Origin of the sequence: Scandinavium sp. (genome assembly GCF_036271055.1) — a bacterium.
Lineage (GTDB): Bacteria > Pseudomonadota > Gammaproteobacteria > Enterobacterales > Enterobacteriaceae > Scandinavium.
In genome coordinates this window covers 416,381-437,772 of sequence record NZ_DATBBJ010000059.1, presented here as the reverse complement: position 1 = coordinate 437,772, position 21,392 = coordinate 416,381, and the positions used below count along the sequence as shown (strand labels likewise).

At 56.3% G+C, this 21,392-nt stretch carries 16 protein-coding genes; 11 read left to right on the top strand and 5 right to left on the bottom strand.

Translation table 11 applies throughout. From position 1 onward, the window contains the following. Window positions 1-122 precede the first annotated feature (122 nt). The 3 genes from fes to entF are packed head-to-tail and all read left to right on the top strand — an operon-like array spanning window position 123 to window position 5,426. On the top strand, window positions 123-1,325 hold the full coding sequence (gene fes / locus VH187_RS10090) for an enterochelin esterase (protein WP_329701310.1): 1,203 nt from the start codon (window positions 123-125) through the stop codon (window positions 1,323-1,325). A 26-nt stretch (window positions 1,326-1,351) separates the two neighbouring features. Continuing rightward, window positions 1,352-1,567: an MbtH family protein gene (locus VH187_RS10085; RefSeq protein ID WP_329701309.1), complete on the top strand. Its 216-nt coding sequence runs from the start codon at window positions 1,352-1,354 to the stop codon at window positions 1,565-1,567. Continuing rightward, window positions 1,560-5,426 carry an enterobactin non-ribosomal peptide synthetase EntF gene (gene entF / locus VH187_RS10080; protein ID WP_329701308.1) on the top strand — a complete coding sequence of 1,289 codons (3,867 nt, stop codon included), beginning with the start codon at window positions 1,560-1,562 and terminating at the stop codon, window positions 5,424-5,426. Before VH187_RS10085 ends, entF begins: the two co-directional genes overlap by 8 nt. 55 nt (window positions 5,427-5,481) lie before the next feature. Here entF and VH187_RS10075 read toward each other — a convergent pair whose 3' ends face one another. Next, complete coding sequence (locus VH187_RS10075; RefSeq protein ID WP_329701307.1) at window positions 5,482-7,128, bottom strand: YadA-like family protein; 1,647 nt, start codon at window positions 7,126-7,128, stop codon at window positions 5,482-5,484. Window positions 7,129-8,040: 912 nt separating this feature from the next. On the opposite strand from VH187_RS10075, the gene VH187_RS10070 reads away from it, so the two are divergent. After that, entirely contained in the window at window positions 8,041-8,880 is an 840-nt protein-coding gene (locus VH187_RS10070) for a DUF817 domain-containing protein (protein ID WP_329701306.1), read from the top strand. A 34-nt stretch (window positions 8,881-8,914) separates the two neighbouring features. Here VH187_RS10070 and fepC read toward each other — a convergent pair whose 3' ends face one another. Genes fepC through fepD form a run of 3 tightly spaced genes read right to left on the bottom strand, consistent with a single transcriptional unit; the run spans window position 8,915 to window position 11,711 of the window. Beyond that, window positions 8,915-9,715, bottom strand: coding sequence for an iron-enterobactin ABC transporter ATP-binding protein (fepC, locus tag VH187_RS10065; RefSeq protein ID WP_329701305.1), 801 nt, complete (start codon window positions 9,713-9,715; stop codon window positions 8,915-8,917). Next, entirely contained in the window at window positions 9,712-10,704 is a 993-nt protein-coding gene (gene fepG / locus VH187_RS10060) for an iron-enterobactin ABC transporter permease (RefSeq protein WP_329701304.1), read from the bottom strand. The genes fepC and fepG overlap by 4 nt, the downstream gene beginning before the upstream one ends. Next, on the bottom strand, window positions 10,701-11,711 hold the full coding sequence (gene fepD, locus VH187_RS10055) for a Fe(3+)-siderophore ABC transporter permease (protein ID WP_329701303.1): 1,011 nt from the start codon (window positions 11,709-11,711) through the stop codon (window positions 10,701-10,703). The genes fepG and fepD overlap by 4 nt, the downstream gene beginning before the upstream one ends. Window positions 11,712-11,822: 111 nt before the next feature. Between fepD and entS the strand changes: the two genes are divergently transcribed. Next, entirely contained in the window at window positions 11,823-13,070 is a 1,248-nt protein-coding gene (entS, locus tag VH187_RS10050) for an enterobactin transporter EntS (protein ID WP_329701302.1), read from the top strand. An 83-nt stretch (window positions 13,071-13,153) separates the two neighbouring features. Here entS and fepB read toward each other — a convergent pair whose 3' ends face one another. Then, window positions 13,154-14,113: a Fe2+-enterobactin ABC transporter substrate-binding protein gene (fepB, locus tag VH187_RS10045; protein ID WP_329701301.1), complete on the bottom strand. Its 960-nt coding sequence runs from the start codon at window positions 14,111-14,113 to the stop codon at window positions 13,154-13,156. Window positions 14,114-14,288: 175 nt separating this feature from the next. Between fepB and entC the strand changes: the two genes are divergently transcribed. The 6 genes from entC to cstA all read left to right on the top strand — a co-directional run bounded on the left by entC (window position 14,289) and on the right by cstA (window position 21,370). Continuing rightward, window positions 14,289-15,464 (top strand): isochorismate synthase EntC, encoded by a 1,176-nt coding sequence (gene entC, locus VH187_RS10040; protein ID WP_329701300.1) that lies wholly within the window; start codon window positions 14,289-14,291, stop codon window positions 15,462-15,464. A gap of 9 nt (window positions 15,465-15,473) precedes the next feature. Beyond that, complete coding sequence (locus VH187_RS10035; RefSeq protein ID WP_329701346.1) at window positions 15,474-17,084, top strand: (2,3-dihydroxybenzoyl)adenylate synthase; 1,611 nt, start codon at window positions 15,474-15,476, stop codon at window positions 17,082-17,084. Window positions 17,085-17,094: 10 nt separating this feature from the next. Further along, window positions 17,095-17,946 carry an isochorismatase gene (locus tag VH187_RS10030; RefSeq protein ID WP_329701299.1) on the top strand — a complete coding sequence of 284 codons (852 nt, stop codon included), beginning with the start codon at window positions 17,095-17,097 and terminating at the stop codon, window positions 17,944-17,946. Beyond that, on the top strand, window positions 17,946-18,701 hold the full coding sequence (gene entA / locus VH187_RS10025; RefSeq protein ID WP_329701298.1) for a 2,3-dihydro-2,3-dihydroxybenzoate dehydrogenase EntA: 756 nt from the start codon (window positions 17,946-17,948) through the stop codon (window positions 18,699-18,701). The genes VH187_RS10030 and entA overlap by 1 nt, the downstream gene beginning before the upstream one ends. Continuing rightward, on the top strand, window positions 18,701-19,114 hold the full coding sequence (gene entH / locus VH187_RS10020) for a proofreading thioesterase EntH (RefSeq protein WP_329701345.1): 414 nt from the start codon (window positions 18,701-18,703) through the stop codon (window positions 19,112-19,114). Before entA ends, entH begins: the two co-directional genes overlap by 1 nt. Before the next feature lie 150 nt (window positions 19,115-19,264). Beyond that, window positions 19,265-21,370, top strand: a complete 2,106-nt coding sequence (cstA, locus tag VH187_RS10015) for a pyruvate/proton symporter CstA (protein ID WP_329701297.1) — start codon at window positions 19,265-19,267, stop codon at window positions 21,368-21,370. The last annotated feature ends 22 nt before the right edge of the window (window positions 21,371-21,392 follow it).

Genomic DNA, 21,392 nt, shown 5'->3' with positions numbered 1-21,392 from the left:
GAAGGGAAATAAAACGCGCGCCAATACGCTATTGCAAATGAAAATAGTTATCAATAATATTATCAATTAATTTTGAGGTGTAACAAAAAAACCATAAACAGGGCGGGGTTAAGGTGGGCGAAATGGAAAGAACAGGGAGTGCAGCCTGGTGGCATCGCCTTGACGGGCCGCAGTGGCGGCGGGAAGGGGATTTTTGTTATGTCACGTTTTACTGGCGAGATCCGGCAGGAACAGAGTCACATTCTGCTATCCAGCGCGTATGGATTTTCATCACCGGGGTTACCGATCATCACCAGAATGCGGTGCCGCAGACGCTGTCCCGTCTGCCTGGCACCGACGTCTGGCAATGGCAAACCCGGCTGCCTGCCAGCTGGCGCGGCAGCTACTGTTTTATTCCCACTGAACGCGATGATGATTTTGCATCGGCATTGTTTGACGCCGAATCGCCCGACCGCCAATTACTGCGCGAAGGCTGGGGAAAACTGCTGCCACGGGCGATTGCCGATCCGCTTAACACGCAGAGCTGGCAGGGCGGTCGCGGGCATGCCGTGTCTGCACTTTCGTTACCGGATGCGCCCGTGCAACCCGGCTGGGATCTGCCAGAAGTGCCCTCTACGCCACCTGTCTGTTTTCACTGGCGTAGCCAGCGGCTGGGCAATGTGCGGCGAGTATGGATCTACACCACGGGCGAACATTCACAACGCGATCGCCCACTGGCGTTACTGCTCGATGGTCAGTTTTGGGCGGAAAGTATGCCCGTCTGGTCGCCCCTCGCGCGTTTAACCCGAGAAGGGCAGCTTCCGTCGGCGGTGTATGTGTTGATTGATACCATAGATACCGCGCATCGCAGCGCAGAACTGCCCTGTAATACCGATTTCTGGCTGGCGTTACAGGAAGAACTTCTCCCGCAGATTCAGGAGATTGCCCCCTACAATGAGCGCCCCGAACACACTCTGGTTGCCGGGCAAAGCTTCGGCGGACTGGCGGCGATGTTTGCCGGACTGAGTTTTCCGCAGCGTTTCGGCTGCGTGCTAAGCCAGTCCGGTTCCTACTGGTGGCCCCAACGCGGCGGCCGTCACGGTGGCGTTATTCTCGAAAAACTTTCTCGTGGCGAATTTTCGCCGCAGGGTTTGCGAATCTGGCTTGAGGCCGGACGTCGTGAACCGCTCATCTTTGAGGCCAATCAGGCCCTCTTACCACAATTACAACACACACAGCAGCCGGTTTTCTGGCGTCAGGTTGACGGCGGACACGATGCGCTGTGCTGGCGCGGTGGGTTGACTTCGGGGCTGATTGCGCTCTGGCAGCCGCTGCTTAAAGCATAAAGCGCGCTTTACGACAGGAGTTTGGTATGCAAATCAGTAACCCTTTCGATGATGCGCAAGGGCAGTTCTATATTCTGCAAAATGCGCAGCGGCAGTACAGCCTGTGGCCGCAACAATGCGCATTACCTGCGGGCTGGACAATCGTCTGCGAACCGCAAAGCGCTGAAGTGTGCAACGCCTGGTTGTCGGCACGCTGGACCACCCTGAATCCTGCTCATTTCGCTGGAGTTCGTCATGACTGAACGTTTACCGCTGGTGGCCGCGCAGCCAGGGATCTGGATGGCAGAACAGCTTTCGACGCTCCCCAATGCCTGGAGCGTCGCGCATTATGTTGAGCTGGAAGGCGAAATCGACGCGCCATTATTACAGCAGGCGATAGCGCTTGGCCTGGCGCAGGCAGATACGTTGCGGATGCGCTTTTCCGAAGACAACGGCGAGCCGTGGCAGTGGATCGACAACAGCCTGAAACCCGGTGTTTCTGCGGTATTGGATCTGCGACATGAAGCCGATCCTCACGCCGCTGCGACAGCCCATATGCAGGCTGATTTAGCGCAAAACACCCGCGTCGACAGCGGCAACCCGTTGCTATGTCATCAGCTGTTCCGCGTGGGAAATCATCGCTGGTACTGGTATCAGCGTTATCACCATTTGCTGGTGGATGGCTTCAGTTTCCCGGCTATAACCCGTCAAATCGTGCAAATTTATCGTGCGTTATCCCGCCACGAAGCACCGCCAGAATCCCCTTTCACCCCCTTTGCTGAGGTGGTCGAAGAGTATCAACGCTACCGTGAAAGCGACGGCTGGAAACGCGATGGCGCATTCTGGGCTGAGCAGCGTCAGCAACTACCGCCTCCGGCTTCGCTTTCTTCCTCACCTTTACCAGGCCGCGCATCTACAACGGCTATTTGGTGGCTGAAATTAACCGCAGACAGAAGCGCATTCTCTCGATTAGTTACAACATCCTCAAGTCCGCGCACCGATCTGGCACTCGCGCTGGCGGCATTGTGGCTGGGGCGTTTGTGCGGGCGTAACGACTATGCGGCAGGCTACATTTTCATGCGCCGCATGGGTTCTGCGGCACTAACAGCTACCGGCCCAGTGCTGAACGTATTGCCGCTGGCGGTGAACATCAAGCCAGAAGAAACGCTGCCGGAGCTGGCTACACGTCTGGGTGCACAGCTGAAAAAAATGCGCCGTCATCAGCGTTATGATGCCGAACAGATCGTGCGTGATGCAGGCAAAGCGGCGGGGGAAGATCCACTGTTTGGGCCGGTGTTTAATATCAAAGTGTTCGATTATCAACTCGATATTGACGGCGTTCACGCCACAACGCACACGCTTGCGACCGGGCCGGTCAACGATCTCGAACTGGCATTGTTCCCGGATGAAGAGGGTGGGCTGACCATCGAAGTGCTGGCTAACCAGCAGCGTTACGACGAGCAGACGCTGCAACAGCATGTTGCCCGTTTGCAGGCGTTACTGGCGCAGTTTGCGGCAAATCCAGTTCTGCGCTGCGGTGAAGTGGACATGGTGTCGGGTGAAGAATATCAGCGTCTGGCGCAGATAAATGACACCGCCAGAATGCTACCGGAAACCACGCTCAGCGCGTTAGTGGCGGCGCAGGCGGCGAAAGCCCCAGATGCTCCGGCGCTCGCCGATGCACGCCTGCAATTCAGCTACCGCGAAATGCGTCAGCAGGTGGTAGCGCTGGCTAATCTGCTGCGTGAGCGTGGCGTAAAACCGGGTGACAGCGTGGCGGTGGCGTTACCGCGTTCGGTATTTTTAACCCTCGCACTGCACGGCATTGTCGAAGCTGGCGCGGCGTGGCTACCGCTTGATACCGGTTACCCGGACGATCGTTTGCAGATGATGCTTGAAGACGCGAAACCCTCGCTGTTGATCACTTCCGAAGATCAACTGAGCCGTTTTTCTGGCATCGAGACGCTGTGCTACAGCGCGCCGTTGGCGGCGGGCGATAATGCGCCATTGGCGCTGTCTCAACCGGAACATACCGCCTATATCATCTTTACCTCCGGTTCGACCGGGCGCCCGAAAGGGGTGATGGTCGGGCAAACGGCTATCGTTAACCGTCTCCTGTGGATGCAGGATAAATACCCGCTAACTGCCAGTGACGTGGTGGCGCAGAAAACGCCGTGCAGTTTTGATGTCTCGGTGTGGGAGTTCTGGTGGCCGTTTATCACGGGCGCGAAGCTGGTGATGGCCGAGCCAGAGGCGCATCGTGATCCGCAGGCATTGCAGCAGTTCTTCACCGATTTTGGCGTGACCACGACGCACTTTGTGCCGTCAATGCTGGCAGCGTTCGTCACTTCGCTAACAGAAGAAAATATCGGTTCTTGCCGCACACTGAAACAGGTTTTCTGTAGCGGTGAAGCGCTGCCGACCGTGCTGTGCCGTGAATGGGAACAGCTTACTAACGTACCGCTGCACAATTTGTATGGGCCAACGGAAGCCGCAGTGGATGTCAGCTGGTATCCCGCATTTGGCCCGGAACTGGCAGCCGTTTCTGGCAGCAGCGTGCCTATCGGTTTCCCGGTGTGGAATACCGGGTTACGCATTCTTGATACGCAGATGTATCCGGTGCCATTTGGCGTGGCGGGCGATTTGTACCTCACCGGTATTCAACTGGCGCAGGGATATATGGGCCGACCGGACCTCGCCGCCAGTCGTTTTATCGCCGATCCGTTTGCGCCCGGTGAGCGTATGTATCGCACGGGTGACGTCGCACGCTGGCTGGACAACGGCGCGGTGGAATATCTTGGTCGTAGCGACGATCAGCTGAAAATTCGCGGGCAGCGTATCGAGTTGGGTGAAATCGAACGCATGATGCTGACATTGCCGGATGTGGCGCAGGCGGTCGCTCATGCCTGCGTGCTGAATCAGGCCGCAGCGATAGGCGGCGATGCGCGCCAACTGGTGGGTTATGTAGTGTCAGATTCCGGACTCCCGCTGGATCGCGACGCTCTGCAAGAAAGTCTGCGCGGCAAACTCCCGCCGCATATGGTGCCAGTGACGTTAATTCAGCTGTCGTCATTGCCGCTGAGCGCTAACGGCAAGCTCGACCGCAAAGCCTTACCTTTGCCGGAACTGACGCAAAAAGCACCAGGTCGTGCAGTGGAAAGCGCCACAGAAATCAAGGTATCGGAGGCGTTTAGCGCGCTGCTGGGCTGTGAGATTAACGACGTGGACGCCGATTTCTTCGCGCTCGGCGGTCACTCGCTGTTGGCGATGCGTCTGGCGGCGCAACTCAGCCGCACTTTTGCCCGTCAGGTCACGCCAGGGCAGGTGATGGTGGTGTCAACGGTCGGCAAACTGAGTCATTTACTCGATTCGGTCGACGACGCGCAGGCACAGCGTCTGGGCTACGAGACCATTTTGCCGCTGCGAGAAAGCGACGGGCCGACGCTATGGTGCTTCCATCCGGCGTCCGGTTTTGCCTGGCAGTTTAGCGTGCTGGCACGTTGGCTGAACCCGCGCTGGTCGATAACCGGTATTCAGTCGCCACGCCCGGAAGGGCCAATGGCGAGCGCTGAAAACATTGATCAGCTTTGCGACCAGCATCTGGCGACGCTACTGCAACAGCAGCCGCACGGCCCTTATTATCTGTTTGGCTATTCTCTCGGCGGCACGCTTGCGCAGGGCATCGCGGCGCGACTACGTGCGCGCGGGGAAGCGGTCGCGTTTCTCGGTCTGCTCGATACCTGGCCGCCGGAAACACAAAACTGGTCAGAGAAAGAGGCAAACGGTCTGGATCCAGAAGTACTGGCAGAGATCAATCGCGAGCGCGAGGCGTTTTTGGCGGCGCAACAGGGGCAGGCGTCCGGCGAATTGTTCAGCGCCATCGAAGGCAATTATGCCGATGCAGTACGTCTGTTAACCACCGCGCACAGTGTGAAATTTGACGGCAAAGCGACGCTTTTTGTCGCCGAAAAAACACTCACCCCAGGTCAGGATCCGCATCGCGCCTGGGCACCCTGGGTAAAAGAGCTCGACGTTTATCGTCACGATTGCGCTCACGTGGACATCATTTCTCCACAGGCGTTTGAGGCGATTGGTCCGGTGCTTAAGGAAATATTGAGGTAAGACCGGTAAAAAAATGCCCCGCGATAGCGGGGCATTCATCAAGCACGGAAGAGAGTTACCAGCCGTAGCTTACGCCACCGCCAACAACAAAATTCTGTTGTGTGTCATCCGATACCGACGCTTTCACGACAACATGTTCAGTCGCGCGAGCGGAGAAGCCAACGGCTAACGCACTTTCGCCGTCAGTCGTACCTGCACCCGCACCGACGCTAAAGGTTTGCCCCTGAATCACCTGCGGAATGTTCGCCATCGCGGCTACGCCCGAAATAGCGGCTGAAGCACGTTCGCGGTTGTCATCAACCTGTTTGTTCAGATCCGAGAACCTGGCATTGGTGCTGGTTTGCAGGGACTGGATTTGATGTTCGTTTTGAGCGATAGCAGCACTGTTATCTGCCACCCGATGGTTGGTCGCTACCAGTGCCTGGCGGTTGGCTTCGGTATTAGCGAACGCTGCGTTTGCGCGAGACTCGGCGTAAGCTCCGGTGTTTTGAGCCTGCTGAATATCAGATGCCAGCTTCTTAACGTTATTGCTGGTTTCATTACTTTGCGTAATCTGATCTTCGCGGCTGCGTTCTGCAACCTGCGCATTCACGTTGGTGCGATAGGCAGATGCATTCACCGCAGGAGCCGATGAGGCCGCTTCTTTTTCTGCATCATTCAGGGCAACAATCTGTTCAGCGCTACGCGCCCGGTTTGCTGTTACCAGGGCATCGCCTTTCAGCTGCGCATAACGCTGTTGGAGGGAATTCTGCAGCGCGTCTTTTTGTTCAGCGGTACGTTCCTGATTGGCTTTGGCCAGTGCATCACCTTTCAGCTGCGCATAACGCTGTTGGAGGGAATCCTGCAGTGCATCTTTTTGTTCAGCGGTACGCTGCTGATTGGCTTTGACCAGTGCATCGCCTTTCAGCTGCGCATAACGCAGTTGGAGAGAATTCTGCAGCGCGTCTTTTTGCTCAGCGGTACGTTCCTGATTAGCCGCGACCAGAGATTCGCCTTTCAATTGTGCGAAACGCTGTTGGAGGGAATTATGGAGTGCGTCTTTTTGCTCAGCAGTACGTCCCTGATTAGCCGCGACCAGAGATTCACCTTTCAATTGTGCAAACCGTTGTTGGAGAGAATTCTGCAGCGCGTCTTTTTGCTCAGCGGTACGTTCCTGATTAGCCGCGACCAGAGATTCGCCTTTCAGAATCGCGTCGTTTTTCAGTTGCTGGAATTTAGCCAGACGAGCAGCGTTAAGGGCCTGCTTCTGTTCAGCAGTACGTTCCTGATTGCTTTTAATCAGGTCAGCACCTTTCTGTGCTGCCGCTGATTCACGCTGCTGTTTCTCGGCAGTTATCTCGATATAGGTATTTTCATCCTGGCGGTATTGTCGTGGATCCTGCTGATGAGCTGCAGCTTCATCAGAAAGAGTAGAGGCAACCGGTTGTTGCACTGGAACGGTGACAATAGGCACTGGAGTTAGCGGCGGGAGTGGAACATTTGTGTGTCCGTCGTAGTAAGTATTGGTTTTCATATAGTCTTCTACGGACTGCAGATCATTTCTGGAGCTGGCTTCCATCTCGTTGATTTTATCCTGAGGGACTTCAGGATGTGCCTGATGGTAGGCTTCAACAACAGCGAGATCGGCGGCGCTTAATTGCGCATGAGCCATACCAGAAGCAGCACTAGCCATAATAGCTAATGCAATCAGTTTCATTTTCATATTAAATAAGCCTGTTAATTCGATGTCTAGATCATTTAACGCCGGAGTCATCTGTTTTCGCGAACAAATGACTCCATCCTCTACGCGACTGATACTTGCCGGTATCAGTCGCGTAACTTTTTTTACTTTTTATTTACCTTTCCCACAAAAGAAATCCTGCACTAAAGTCGCTTTAGTCCATTCTTAATAAGTAATCTTTATCTTTCTGGCTAGCCGTGCATCAGAAAAGGAATGATTGTCTAAACATCATTTCTTGAGGCGCGTATCCGGGGCGAGTAAACAATTCTTCAACGACGCTGATATTACAACGTTGCTTACATATTTCAATAACTCACCGTGAATTATTTGTTCTGTTATTCTCATCTTGTTGTATTTCAACATTAATATTTTGAATTTTCTATTCATCATTATTTGTGTGGTGATTTATTTAGTTCTTGGTAATCATTATCACCTTATTTGTTTCTTTATGTTGAAATATTGTTTTGTTTTTATTTTTGAACTGTGTTTTTCTCCTTTATTTAACCCGGAGGAAAGTTTTGTGAATGAAATGAAAATTAAAGATGGGAGGCAATTGTTCAGGTTGTCTAATGTTTTTGGTGTTTTTGCTCTTTCAAATGAAATCGCCGCTTGCTGGAAGTTCTATTGAAATAATTTTTACTGTAGAAATTTAAAATCATTTTAAGCGTAATTAATGGAATTAATGCCTGCTTTAACGATCTTACTGTAGCGCTTAAGGTTGAGTAATCGTCAGTGTGTAGTCGTTTGTGATGATGCGCGGGAATATAAAGTGTTATTTGCTGGTGTAAGTGACGGAGATTTGACATTCCTCTGGAAGGGGGAAATCCCTGTTGCGGCTGTCCTTCTGCAGTGCTTATGGCAGAATGAGCGCTTTGGATTATGGAGTGAAGGGAAGTGCTCAATCGTATCGATCGGTTTTTAATCACACCGCCAGCAACAACAGTACGCGGTGCAAAACGGTTTGGACTGGAATTTCTTTGGTTCGGTGTAAAGGAGTTACGTGCCTGTTTGTTTGCAGGTCTCTTCTTCGTGGCGATGTTTTGCGTGCCGCACACCGGGCTGATTGGGATTTCGCGTTACGATCTGCTGTTGCTCATCGCGGTCGCCATTCAGCTCATCATGTTTATCACCCGCCTCGAAAGTCTCGATGAAATCAAAGCTATCACGCTCTTTCACGTGCTGGGATTTGCGCTCGAACTGTTCAAAACCTCTTCCGCGATTGGCTCGTGGCACTACCCGGAAGCGGGCTGGAGTAAGATTGGTGGCGTGCCACTATTCAGCGGCTTTATGTACGCGGCGGTGGGCAGCTACATCATCCAGTGCTGGCGACTGTTTGATTTGAAAATCCGTCATCACCCGCCGATTCTGCACGCTGTTCTGTTATCGCTGGCGCTGTACGCCAATTTCTTCACGCATCATTTTATCGGCGATTATCGCGGGTATATCGCAGCTGCGGCTCTGGGGATGTATGCGCGATCGACCGTGATTTTTACTCCGTACGACAAGCCGCGCAAAATGCCGTTGTTACTGGCCTTCGCGCTGATCGGTTTCTTCATCTGGCTGGCGGAAAATCTCGGCACCTTCTTTGGCGTCTGGCGCTATCCGAATCAATTAGGCGCATGGGCGACAGTACACGTCGGCAAGTGGGGATCGTGGACGCTGCTGGTGATGATGACCTTTACCATCACGCTGTTTTTGAAAGACATCAAAAAGCGTATTCATGTTGCGCAGTAGCGCTTATTTTCGCTTCACAAACATCGGCCTGATTTTAGGCTGATGTTCGTCCTAGCGGCACCACCAGCGGTGTGCCTGCCACTGGGTCGTCAATAATCAGGCTGCGCAGGCCGTAGATCCTCTCGATCAATTCCGCAGTGACAATCTCTCGCGGTGCGCCCTCGGCAATAATTTTGCCGTCGCGCAGCGCAATCAGATGAGTGGCATAGCGGCAGGCCTGATTAAGGTCATGCAGCACCGCCGCCAGCGTGTAGCTCTGTTCACGATTGAGTTCACTCAGCAGTTCCAGCAGATCAATCTGATGGCTGATGTCGAGCCAGGTGGTCGGCTCGTCGAGCAACATGATCGCCGTTTCCTGTGCCAGCACCATCGCAATCCATGCCCGTTGGCGCTGCCCGCCGGAGAGCGTATCCACGCTCTGATTTGCCAGCTCCGTTACGCCCGTCGCTTTCATCGCGCGGTTTACCGCGTCGTCATCTTCTTTACGCCAGCGGCTGAACAACGGTTGGTGCGGATAACGCCCGCGCGCCACCAGTTCCTGAACCGTAATATCGCCCGGCGTGGTGGCGTTTTGGGCCAGCAGGCCGATACGCCGCGCCACGTCTTTGCTGGCGAAACGCTGGATCTCCTCGCCATCGAGAAATACCTGCCCGTGCTGCGGTGTCATCAGACGACTGAGCGTGCGTAACAGCGTCGATTTTCCGCAGCCATTGGGGCCAATAATCGCCGTAAAATGGCCGTCAGGAATGGCGACGTTCAGCTTCTCGGCAATAATTTTTTTGCCGTAACTCAGCATGAGGTGTTCGCCGTGCAGGCGGGCAGTGGATGCGGTCATTTTTTACGGGACTCCTGAATAAGCAGGGCGATGAGATACAGGCCGCCGAGGCTGACGGTCACCACGCCCACCGGCAACTGATAAGGCATAAACAGTTGTTGTGCGCCGAAATCAGCCAGCGCTAACAGGAGTGCGCCGCACAATGCGGATTGCGTTAATCCCCATCTCGCGGTGCCGCTGATGCGCCGGGCGATGTGCGGAGCTACCAGCGCAATGAAGGAAATCGGGCCAGCCAAAGCCGTTGCTGCGGCGGTTAAAACCACTGCCACCAGCATCATCAATAAACGTGAACGCTCAACGCGAACACCTAACGCGCAGGCACTGTCATCGCCCATTTCGAGCAGCCGTAATCGCCGAACCAATAGTGCGGCAAAAACCAGCATCACCAGCAGAATAGGGGCCGACGGGAAGATTTTCGCCCACGTCAGGCCGTTGAGCGACCCGGCAAACCACAGGCCAGCCGACTGCGCGGTTTCAAGCGTTGCACGCAGCAGCAGCCAGGTATTGAACGCCATCAGCATCGCGCGGATGCCAATGCCGATAATGATCAGCCGGAAGGTGTCGATGCCATTGCGCCACGCCAGCAGCCAGACCAGCAGCGAGGTGATGATCCCGCCCGCCATCGCGGCAAAAGCAATGGCCGTTTGATGTTGACCGAACAGCACCATTGCGACCAGTACGCCGCTCCACGCCCCAGTGTTGAAGCCCATTACGTCTGGGCTGCCGAGCGGGTTGCGCATTAAAGACTGGAAAATCGCTCCACTGACGCCGAGCGACGCGCCGATCAGCAGCGCCATCAACACGCGCGGTAATCGCCATTCGGTGACGACCATCGTCACGTTACGCGGGGCATCGCCAAACAGTGCGGCGATCACCTGTGGGGCATCAAGCGTTACTGCGCCGCTGCGTAGGCTCCAGAGCGTAATGAGCAGGCTTGCCAGAATTAACAGTAAACAGCTGAGGATCAGCCGACGGGAAGGGGCAGTCATGCGACACCTCCGCGCGACGGCTGACGACGCACCAGCCAGATAAGCACAGGCGCGCCGATAAACGCGCTGACGACTGACACGCGCAGTTCGCCCGGCACCAGCAGGCGGCCAATAATATCGGCAAACAACAGCAGGGCAGGCGTGGCAATCAGCGTCACCGGCAACGACCAGCGGTGATCGCCACCCACTAACCAGCGTGACATATGCGGCATCATCAGCCCGATAAAGGCAATCGGCCCGACCAGCGCAGTCGCACACCCGCTCAATACGGTGATAGTCAGCAGGCCCAAAATTTGCGTACGCGCGACTTTGTTCCCGAGCGCGGTGGCGGTGTCTGCGCCGAGGCTCAGGCTGTTGAGCGAACGGCTCAAACCCAACGCCACGGCGGCGGCAATCGTGATTGGCACCAGCACCACTTTCAGGGTTTCCAGCGAGCGAATATCAAGCGAACCGGCCTGCCAGAAACGCAGCTGATCGTAAACGTCCGGGTTGAGCAGGGCGATACCGTTGGATAATCCTTCGAGCACCGCGCCAAGCGCCACACCTGCCAGCGTCAGGCGAACCGGACTGAGCTGCCCGCCGCCCTGACTGCCGGTGAAAGCGACTAACAGAGAAGCGATTAACGCGCCGCAAAAGGCGAGTAATAACTGTTCTTGTGGCAGTGTCAGCCCAAACAGCGCCGCGCCGAGTACGATGGCAAAACTGGCTCCGGCGTTAACGCCGAGAATACCGGGATCGGCGAGTGGATTACGTGTGAGGGTTTGCATCAGCGCGCCCGCGAGGCCCAACGCGCCTCCGGCTAAAATGCCGGCCAGCGTGCGCGGCAAACGGGCGTCGAGAATAATGGTGCAGTCGGCGCTCTGGCAACTGCCTGATAGGGCGTCGAACACCACGTTCAACGGCAGCGGTTTTGCGCCAATCAACAGACTGAGTGCGGCGGCAATCACGAGCAGAATGAGTAATCCGGGCACGGCGACGGCGCGCAGCGTGGCGGGAGAAAACGACATAGCAACGTCCATGATGTGATAATGATAGTAATTATCGTTCTCGATCTTATTCTCTCATGTTAGCATGTGCGACCACAAAAATGGTATCGAAAGTTCGTTGAAGGCCCTGTGATGCAAAGACAATCCTGGCTGTTGAACCTCAGCCTGCTGAAAACTCATCCGGCGTTTCGCGCCGTCTTTATCGCCCGTTTTATCTCCATTCTTTCCCTCGGTTTGCTCGGCGTTGCAGTGCCTGTGCAAATTCAACATCTGACCCAATCCACCTGGCATGTGGGGCTTGCGGTGACACTGACCGGCGGGGCGATGTTTATTGGCCTGATGCTCGGCGGCGTGCTGGCTGACCGAGTCGAGCGCAAAAAACTCATTTTGCTGGCGCGTGGCACTTGCGGAATTGGCTTTCTTGGCTTGTGGCTAAATGCGCTGTTGCCAGAACCGTCGCTGCTGACGATTTATCTGCTCGGCGTCTGGGATGGTCTGTTTGCCTCGATTGGCGTGACCGCGCTATTAGCGGCAACGCCTGCGCTTGTTGGGCGCGAAAACCTGATGCAGGCGGGCGCGATCACCATGCTGACAGTGCGCTTAGGTTCGGTGATTTCGCCAATGGTCGGCGGTCTGCTGCTGGCGAGTGGCGGGTTCTCCTGGAACTATCTGCTGGCGGCGATAGGCACGTTTATCACAACGCTCACGCTCTTGCGTTTGCCAAAGCTGCCGCCACCGCCGCAGCCGCGTGAACATCCGCTGAAATCGTTAATGACTGGTCTGCGCTTTTTGTTTAACAGCCCGCTAATTGGCGGCATTGCGCTGCTTGGCGGTTTGCTGACGATGGCGAGCGCGGTGCGGGTACTTTACCCAGCGCTGGCGATGGGCTGGCAAATGTCGGCGGCGCAGATTGGTTTGCTGTATGCGGCGATCCCGCTCGGGGCTGCGTTTGGCGCGCTGACCAGCGGCAATCTGGCGCGCAGCGAAAGGCCGGGGCAGATCATGCTGATCTCGACGGTGGGATCCTTCGTGGCGATAGCGTTATTCAGCGTAATGCCCGTCTGGGCACTTGGCGCGCTGTGTCTGGCGCTATTTGGCTGGCTGAGCGCCATCAGCTCATTGTTGCAATACACCCTGATTCAGACCCAAACCCCGGAGGCGATGCTCGGGCGAATCAACGGCCTGTGGACGGCGCAAAACGTCACGGGCGATGCCATTGGCGCAGCGTTGTTGGGGGGATTTGGCGCGATGTTAACACCGGTTGCAGCGGCGTCGGTCAGCGGCTGGACGCTGGCGATTATTGGCGCGGTGTTGGTTGTGTTGCTCGGCGAGTTACGTCGATTCCGTCGGGTTCCAGTGAAAGTGGAAGAAGTTGCCTGAACGCCCGGCGGTGCTTCGCTTGCGCGGGCCTGCGTGAAAAAACGTAGGCCGGGCAAGGCGGTAGCCGCCACCCGGCAAGAGGGTTAGCTGAACAGTTTCTCAAGACGCTGCAACACCAGCATGGCGCTGTAGTAATCCAGGCGGAACGTTTCGGTGCCGAGTGCGTATACGTGTTTATTTTGCACGGCAGAAAGGTGCGCCAGCAGCGGATTCGCGCTAATCGCATCGGCGTCTTTCTGGTCTCCTGCGAACACGAACAGCGACTGACCGTTCAGACCCGCAGCCAGATTTTCACCGCCAAGCTGAATGATGTCATGCCGTTTGCCCTGGCTCTGGCTAGTGTGCAGTCCGGCCGGCAGCGGGGCGAGGGTGAAGCCTAATTGTTCAAGCAATTTGCCCTGCGCGGACTCCGGCGTCCACAGATTGGCGCTGTGCGCGGCGGCGGTGTAAACCAGCGCGCTGACCGGCTGCGGCGGGAGCTTCATTTTCTGTTTGAGTGTGGCAAGTTGCGTATCGAATTCATGGATGCGCGCCGCCGCCTGTTTTTCCTGGCCTGTGATAGTCCCGAGTTGAGTCAGCAAGCCCTGCCAACTCTGATCGTCGTAGTTGATGACAAGCGTCGGCGCGATGGTGGAGAGCTGATCGTACAGCGCTAACGCGGAATCGCCACCTGTGGCGCTTATCAGGATCAAATCCGGCATTTGTGCGGCAACAGTTTCGGCGTTCGGTTCGCCGATATACAACCGCGCGAGCTGGCGCTGTTTCGCCACATCACCCCACTGGCGCAGAAATCCTTGTGCATCCGCCACGCGGTTGTTCGGCGTCGTGGCTCCGCTGGCTATAACCGGCGCGTCAATCGCCAGCAATGAGCCGGTGAGCGTCACGCTGGTGGAGACGATACGCATCGGTTTGTGTTCAAGCGTGTGGCTGCCACGGCTGTCGGTGATCTGACGAGGCCAGTCGGCGGCGCTGGCTGAGGTTAATCCTAAAAGGCAAAGCCCGATAAACAACAGGGTGTTACGGAAGAAAGCAGGGGATTTCACGACGTCAGCGTCCTGTTTTGTTGATGTTAATGAATCTCATTTGCACTGTAGCACGACGCAACGGTAAGACGGAAGATGCGTCCGACATTGACAATCGCAGCAATAACTTTTAGCTTACCGAACCAAAATATAAATGATAATTATTCGTAATATCTTTATCGTTTTGGAGGATGATATGGAAACGTCACTGGCTGAGGCCGTGCAGGAAGTTGCCCCAACGCTGTCATCCGACAGCTTCTTTTTTATGTCGCCGTACCGCAGTTTCACGACTTCGGGCTGTTTTCGTCGCATCGCGCAGCCGGTTGAAGGGGGTGAAAATCTGGCGGGGGAGTTTCAGCAAAACATCGCTAAAGCTTTTGCTGACGCCAAAGCGGCGGGTATTGCGCGACCGCTGCTGGTTGGCGCGATCCCGTTCGATACCACGCAGCCTTCCGCGTTGTTTATTCCACAGCACAGCGAGGCGTTTTCCCGCACCGCCAAACAGCACTCGGCTCCTTATGCCGCCAGCATGAAGCCGATGCAGGTTCAGGCGCGTCAGGAGATTCCGCAGCAGGATGTGTTTATGGCGATGGTAGAACAGGCCGCTGCGCTCACCGCCACGCCGAAAGTCGATAAAGTGGTCTTATCGCGGCTGATTGAACTGACTACTGACGTGAAGGTGGACACGGGCGCGCTGCTGGAACGTCTGATTGCTCAGAATCCGGCGAGTTTCAATTTCCATGTGCCGTTGCCCGACGGAGGCGTGCTGTTGGGCGCAAGTCCGGAATTGCTGCTGCGCAAAGAAGGCTCGCATTTCAGCTCACTGCCGTTGGCGGGCTCGGCGCGTCGTCAGCCGGATAGCGTACTGGACAGAGAAGCGGGCAACCGTCTGCTGGCGTCGCAAAAAGACAGACACGAGCATGATCTCGTTACGCAGGCGATGAAAAACGTGCTCACGCCGCGCAGCGAAGCGCTGTCTTTGCCGTCTTCACCGCAGCTCGTCACCACGCCAACGTTGTGGCATCTGGCGACACCGATTGAAGGTGAAGCGAAAGTGGGCGAAAACGCCTTGTCGCTGGCCTGCCTGTTACACCCAACCCCTGCGCTGAGCGGTTTCCCACACGACGTAGCCAAACAATTGATTGCCGAACTTGAGCCGTTCGACCGCGAACTGTTCGGCGGCATCGTCGGCTGGTGCGACGCCGAAGGTAATGGCGAATGGGTAGTGACCATCCGCTGCGCTAACGTGCGCGCCAACCACATTCGTCTGTTTGCGGGGGCGGGCATCGTGCCAGCTTCTTCTCCACTCGGTGAATGGCGTGAAACCGGGGTGAAGCTCAGCACCATGCTGAACGTGTTTGGTCTGAATTAAGGATTGATGATGAGTGTTGCATTTACGCCCTGGCCGGACGATTTAGCGGCCCGCTACCGGGAGAAGGGCTACTGGCAGGATCGGCCGCTGACCGACATTCTGACGCGCCGCGCCAACAGTGATGCGGTTGCGGTCATCGACGGCGAGCGTCGTTTCACCTATCGCCAGTTGAATGAGCGAGTGGATAACCTGGCTTCATCGTTGCAGCGTCAGGGGCTGAAAACCGGTGAAACCGCGCTGGTGCATCTGGGCAACGTCGCTGAGTTTTACATCACATTCTTCGCGTTGCTGCGCATTGGCGTAGCCCCGGTGAATGCACTGTTCAGCCATCAGCGCAGCGAATTACATGCCTATGCTGCGCAAATCGAACCGGCGATCCTGATTGCCGATCGTGCGCATGCTCTTTTTGCCGACGATACGTTCCTCAACGGTTTTGTCGATGTGCACCGCTCTTTGCGGGTGGTTTTGCTGCGCAACGATGAGGGCGAACACAATCTGGCGGCAGCAATGGCGACACCGGCAGACAATTTTGTTCCGTCGAACACGAATGCGGGAGACGTCGCTTTCTTCCAGCTTTCCGGTGGCAGCACCGGCACGCCGAAACTCATTCCTCGTACGCATAACGATTACGACTACAGCATCCGTCGCAGCAATGAGATTTGCGCGTTTGATGCGAGCACTCGCTATCTCTGCGCATTGCCTGCCGCGCACAACTACGCCCTGAGTTCACCGGGTGCGCTTGGTGTGTTCATGGCGGGCGGCTGCGTCATTCTGGCTTCTGACCCGAGCGCCACGCTCTGTTTCCCGCTGATTGAGCAGCATCACATTACGGTCGCCGCGCTGGTGCCTCCGGCAGTGAGCCTGTGGTTGCAGGCCATCCACGAAGGGAACGGCAACGCACAACTGGCAACGCTCACGCTGTTACAGGTGGGCGGCGCGCGGTTGTCTGCCACGCTGGCAGCACGTATTCCGGCGGAAATGGGTTGTCAGCTTCAGCAGGTGTTCGGCATGGCGGAAGGGCTCGTGAACTACACCCGGCTTGACGATCCGCTGGAACGCATCATCCACACGCAGGGCTGCCCGATGTCGCCGGATGACGAAGTGTGGGTCGCCGATGCAGACGGTAATCCTTTGCCGCGCGGCGAAGTGGGCCGTCTGATGACGCGTGGCCCGTACACCTTCCGTGGCTATTACAAGAGCCCGCAGCACAACGCCAGCGCCTTTGATGCCAACGGGTTTTACGGTTCCGGCGATCTGATTTCGATCGACGAACACGGCTACATCACCGTGCAGGGGCGCGAGAAAGATCAGATCAATCGCGGAGGCGAAAAGATCGCCGCCGAGGAGATCGAAAACCTGCTGCTGCGCCACGAGGACGTGATCCACGCCGCGTTGGTCAGCATGGAAGACAGTCTGCTCGGCGAAAAGAGTTGCGCGTATCTGGTGGTGAAAACACCGCTGCGAGCAGTCGTCGTTCGTCGTTTCCTGCGCGAACAGGGCGTCGCCGAATTCAAACTGCCGGATCGCGTGGAGTGCGTAGACGCATTGCCACTGACGCCGGTCGGTAAAGTCGATAAAAAACAATTACGTCAGTGGATTGCGGATCGCGCCCTGGCCTGAGGAGAAGAGTATGGCAATTCCAAAACTGCAGGCCTACGCACTGCCGACCGCCGCAGACATTCCTGCGAACAAAGTCGACTGGGCGTTTGAGCCACAGCGTGCGGCGCTGTTAATCCATGATATGCAGGAATATTTCCTCAATTTTTGGGGCGAAAACAGCGCGATGATGGAAACCGTAGTCGCCAACATCAAAGCGCTGCGTGATTTCGCCAAACAGCACAACATTCCGGTCTACTACACCGCACAACCGAAAGAACAGAGCGACGAAGACCGCGCTTTGCTGAACGATATGTGGGGGCCGGGATTGACCCGTTCGCCGGAGCAGCAGCGTGTGATTGCCGCACTCGCGCCAGACGACGCCGACACCGTGCTGGTGAAATGGCGTTACAGCGCGTTTCACCGTTCGCCACTGGAAGAAATGCTCAAAGAGACCGGGCGTAATCAGTTGATCATCACCGGGGTGTACGCACACATCGGCTGCATGACGACTGCGACCGATGCGTTCATGCGCGACATCAAGCCGTTCTTTGTGGCCGATGCGCTGGCGGATTTCAGCCGCGAAGAACATCTGATGTCGCTGAAATACGTTGCCGGGCGCTCCGGGCGTGTGGTGATGACCGAAGAACTGCTGCCGTTGCCTGCGTCGAAAACCGCGTTACGGGCGATGATCCTGCCGTTGCTGGATGAATCTGACGAACCGTTGGATGACGAAAACCTGATTGATTACGGCCTGGATTCGGTGCGGATGATGGCACTGGCGGCGCGTTGGCGTAAAGTTCACGGTGATATCGATTTTGTGATGCTGGCGAAGAACCCGACAATTGATGCCTGGTGGGCGTTGCTGTCACGTGAGGTGAAGTGATGGCAGGCCTGGATTTTCACGGTAAAACGGTATGGGTGACGGGTGCTGGAAAAGGCATTGGGTACGCCACCGCGCTGGCGTTTGTCGAAGCCGGGGCAAGCGTGACCGGTTTCGATCTGGCGTTCGATAACGCGGATTATCCTTTTACCACGGTCAAAATGGATGTGGCCGATGCGCAGCAGGTGATGCTGGTTTGCAAGCCGCTGTTGCAGGATTTAGCTCGTCTGGATGTGCTGGTTAACGCCGCCGGTATTTTGCGCATGGGTGCGACGGATGCGTTGAGTCTCGCCGACTGGCAGCAGACGTTTGCGGTCAACGTTGGCGGTGCGTTCAATCTGTTCCAGCAGACAATGGCAACATTTCGTCAGCAGCAGGGCGGGGCGATTGTCACCGTCGCGTCTGATGCGGCGCACACGCCACGCATCGGCATGAGCGCTTACGGCGCGTCAAAAGCGGCACTGAAAAGTCTGGCGTTGACCGTCGGACTGGAACTGGCGGCCAGTGGCGTGCGCTGTAATCTGGTTTCGCCGGGGTCAACCGACACCGACATGCAGCGCACACTGTGGGTCAGCGATGACGCGGAACAGCAGCGCATTCGCGGCTTTGCCGAGCAGTTCAAGCTCGGCATTCCGCTGGGCAAAATCGCGCGTCCGCAGGAGATCGCCGATACCATTTTGTTCCTTGCGTCTGATTTAGCCAGCCATATCACCTTACAGGACATCGTGGTGGATGGCGGCTCAACATTGGGGGTATGATGATCTGGGTCCGTCATTTAAATCTTGAAGCGTTAAATGCCACCAGTGAGGCCACGATGGTGGCGCATCTGGGGATCGTTTACACCCGGCTCGGCGACGACACGCTGGAAGCTGAAATGCCAGTAGATGCCCGCACTCATCAGCCGTTCGGTCTGCTGCACGGTGGCGCGTCGGCGGCGCTGGCGGAAACGCTCGGCTCGATGGCCGGTTATCTGATGACTCGCGAAGGGCAGTGTGTGGTCGGCACTGAACTGAACGCGACGCATCATCGCGCGGTGTCGCAGGGTAAAGTGCGCGGCGTGTGCCAGCCGTTGCACCTCGGCAAACAAACGCAAAGCTGGGAAATTGTAGTGTTTGATGAACAGGGGCGGCGCTGCTGCACCTGCCGTTTGAGCACTATGGTGCTCGGCTAATCTTGCTTTAACCAGAGAGTGATCCGCTTAACAATGTCATGTAAATCCCGGGCATAAATCCCTTTTTCTCGGTTATCAAGTTGTTAAATTCAGAAGGGGTGTTATAGATACAAAATGTAACATCTCCCCCTTCACTGATGGAATTTGACCATGAATAACCCAGGGAAATACCTGATATGGGCCATCCTCTCTGTCGTCGGCGCGTTTGCCCTCGGCTACATTGCACTCAACCGTGGTGAGCAGATAAACGCGTTATGGATTGTCGTTGCGGCGGTCTGTATCTATCTCATCGCTTACCGCTTTTACGGTCAATTTATCGCGAAGAGAGTGCTGTCTGTTGACCCGACGCGCATGACGCCAGCGGTGCGTCATAACGACGGGCTTGATTACGTGCCGACCGACAAAAAAGTGCTGTTCGGTCACCATTTTGCGGCGATTGCCGGGGCGGGGCCGTTGGTTGGCCCGGTGCTGGCAGCCCAGATGGGCTACTTGCCCGGCATGATTTGGATCCTGGCAGGCGTGGTGTTAGCCGGTGCGGTGCAGGACTTTATGGTGCTGTTTGTCTCCACTCGCCGCGATGGGCGTTCGCTCGGCGAGCTTATCAAAGAGGAAATGGGCACGACCGTCGGCGTGATTGCGCTGGTGGCGACTTTCATGATTATGGTCATCATCCTCGCGGTGCTGGCGATGATTGTGGTGAAAGCCCTGACCCACAGCCCATGGGGGACCTACACCGTGGCGTTCACCATTCCGCTGGCGATTTTCATGGGAATTTATATTCGCTATCTGCGTCCGGGCCGTATTGGCGAAGTGTCAGTGATTGGCCTTGTTCTGCTGATTTTTGCCATTATTTCCGGCGGCTGGGTGGCGGCGAGTCAAACATGGGCGCCGTGGTTTGATTTCACTGGCGTACAGTTAACGTGGATGCTGGTGGGCTACGGTTTCGTGGCGGCGGTGTTACCGGTGTGGCTGCTGCTGGCCCCACGCGACTACCTCTCAACCTTCCTGAAAATCGGCACCATTGTCGGACTGGCGATCGGCATATTGATCCTGCGCCCAACATTGACCATGCCCGCATTGACCAAATTCGTTGACGGCACTGGTCCGGTCTGGACCGGCAGCCTGTTCCCGTTCCTGTTTATCACCATCGCCTGTGGCGCGGTTTCAGGTTTCCACGCGCTGATTGCCTCCGGCACCACGCCAAAAATGCTCGCTAACGAAGGCCAGGCCTGCTTTATCGGCTACGGTGGCATGTTGATGGAATCTTTCGTGGCGATCATGGCGCTGGTCGCGGCTTGTATCATTGATCCGGGCGTATACTTCGCGATGAACAGCCCGATGGCGGTACTGGCTCCGGCGGGAACCACTGACGTGGTGGCGTCTGCCGCGCAGGTGGTCAGCAGTTGGGGCTTTGCGATAACGCCAGATACGCTCACGCAAATCGCCAATGAAGTGGGCGAGCAGTCGATAATCTCGCGCGCAGGCGGTGCGCCGACATTGGCTGTCGGAATGGCGTACATTCTGCACGGCTCGCTCGGCGGCCTGATGGATGTCTCGTTCTGGTATCACTTCGCGATCCTGTTCGAAGCGCTGTTTATTCTGACGGCGGTCGATGCCGGGACGCGTGCGGCACGCTTCATGTTGCAGGATTTGCTCGGGGTGATCAGCCCGAACCTGAAACGCACTGATTCGCTGCCAGCGAACTTGCTGGCAACAGCGCTGTGCGTGCTTGCGTGGGGCTATTTCCTACATCAGGGCGTGGTGGATCCGCTCGGTGGCATCAACACACTGTGGCCGCTGTTCGGTATCGCCAACCAAATGCTGGCAGGTATGGCGCTGATGCTCTGCGCAGTGGTCCTGTTCAAAATGAAACGCCAGCGTTATGCCTGGGTAGCATTGTTGCCCACCGCGTGGCTACTGATTTGTACCCTGGCGGCGGGCTGGCAGAAAGCGTTCAGTGCTGACACCAAAGTCGGTTTCCTCGCCATCGCTAACAAGTTCCAGGCGATGATCGACAGTGGTAAAATTCCGGCGCAGTACACCGAATCGCAGCTCTCACAACTGGTGTTCAACAACCGCCTGGATGCCGGATTGACGATATTCTTTATGGTGGTCGTGGTTGTCCTGGCGCTCTATTCGTTGAAAACGGCGTTGGCCGCGTTGAAGGAAGACAAACCGACGGCGAAAGAAACGCCATACGAGCCGATGCCGGAAAACTACGAGCAGATTGTTGCTCAGGCGAAAAGCGTGCATTAAGGATGTGTATGCCTCTCCTTAC

Bases quoted from the DNA above. Each gene is read 5' to 3' on its own strand.
- VH187_RS10075 (WP_329701307.1), bottom strand. From the start codon at position 7,128: ATGAAAATGAAACTGATTGCATTAGCTATTATGGCTAGTGCTGCTTCT.
- VH187_RS10085 (WP_329701309.1), top strand. From the start codon at position 1,352: ATGCAAATCAGTAACCCTTTCGATGATGCGCAAGGGCAGTTCTATATT.
- VH187_RS10035 (WP_329701346.1), top strand. From the start codon at position 15,474: ATGAGTGTTGCATTTACGCCCTGGCCGGACGATTTAGCGGCCCGCTAC.
- fepG (WP_329701304.1), bottom strand. From the start codon at position 10,704: ATGACTGCCCCTTCCCGTCGGCTGATCCTCAGCTGTTTACTGTTAATT.
- fepC (WP_329701305.1), bottom strand. From the start codon at position 9,715: ATGACCGCATCCACTGCCCGCCTGCACGGCGAACACCTCATGCTGAGT.
- fepD (WP_329701303.1), bottom strand. From the start codon at position 11,711: ATGTCGTTTTCTCCCGCCACGCTGCGCGCCGTCGCCGTGCCCGGATTA.
- fes (WP_329701310.1), top strand. From the start codon at position 123: ATGGAAAGAACAGGGAGTGCAGCCTGGTGGCATCGCCTTGACGGGCCG.
- cstA (WP_329701297.1), top strand. From the start codon at position 19,265: ATGAATAACCCAGGGAAATACCTGATATGGGCCATCCTCTCTGTCGTC.
- VH187_RS10030 (WP_329701299.1), top strand. From the start codon at position 17,095: ATGGCAATTCCAAAACTGCAGGCCTACGCACTGCCGACCGCCGCAGAC.
- entC (WP_329701300.1), top strand. From the start codon at position 14,289: ATGGAAACGTCACTGGCTGAGGCCGTGCAGGAAGTTGCCCCAACGCTG.
- entS (WP_329701302.1), top strand. From the start codon at position 11,823: ATGCAAAGACAATCCTGGCTGTTGAACCTCAGCCTGCTGAAAACTCAT.
- entA (WP_329701298.1), top strand. From the start codon at position 17,946: ATGGCAGGCCTGGATTTTCACGGTAAAACGGTATGGGTGACGGGTGCT.
- entH (WP_329701345.1), top strand. From the start codon at position 18,701: ATGATCTGGGTCCGTCATTTAAATCTTGAAGCGTTAAATGCCACCAGT.
- entF (WP_329701308.1), top strand. From the start codon at position 1,560: ATGACTGAACGTTTACCGCTGGTGGCCGCGCAGCCAGGGATCTGGATG.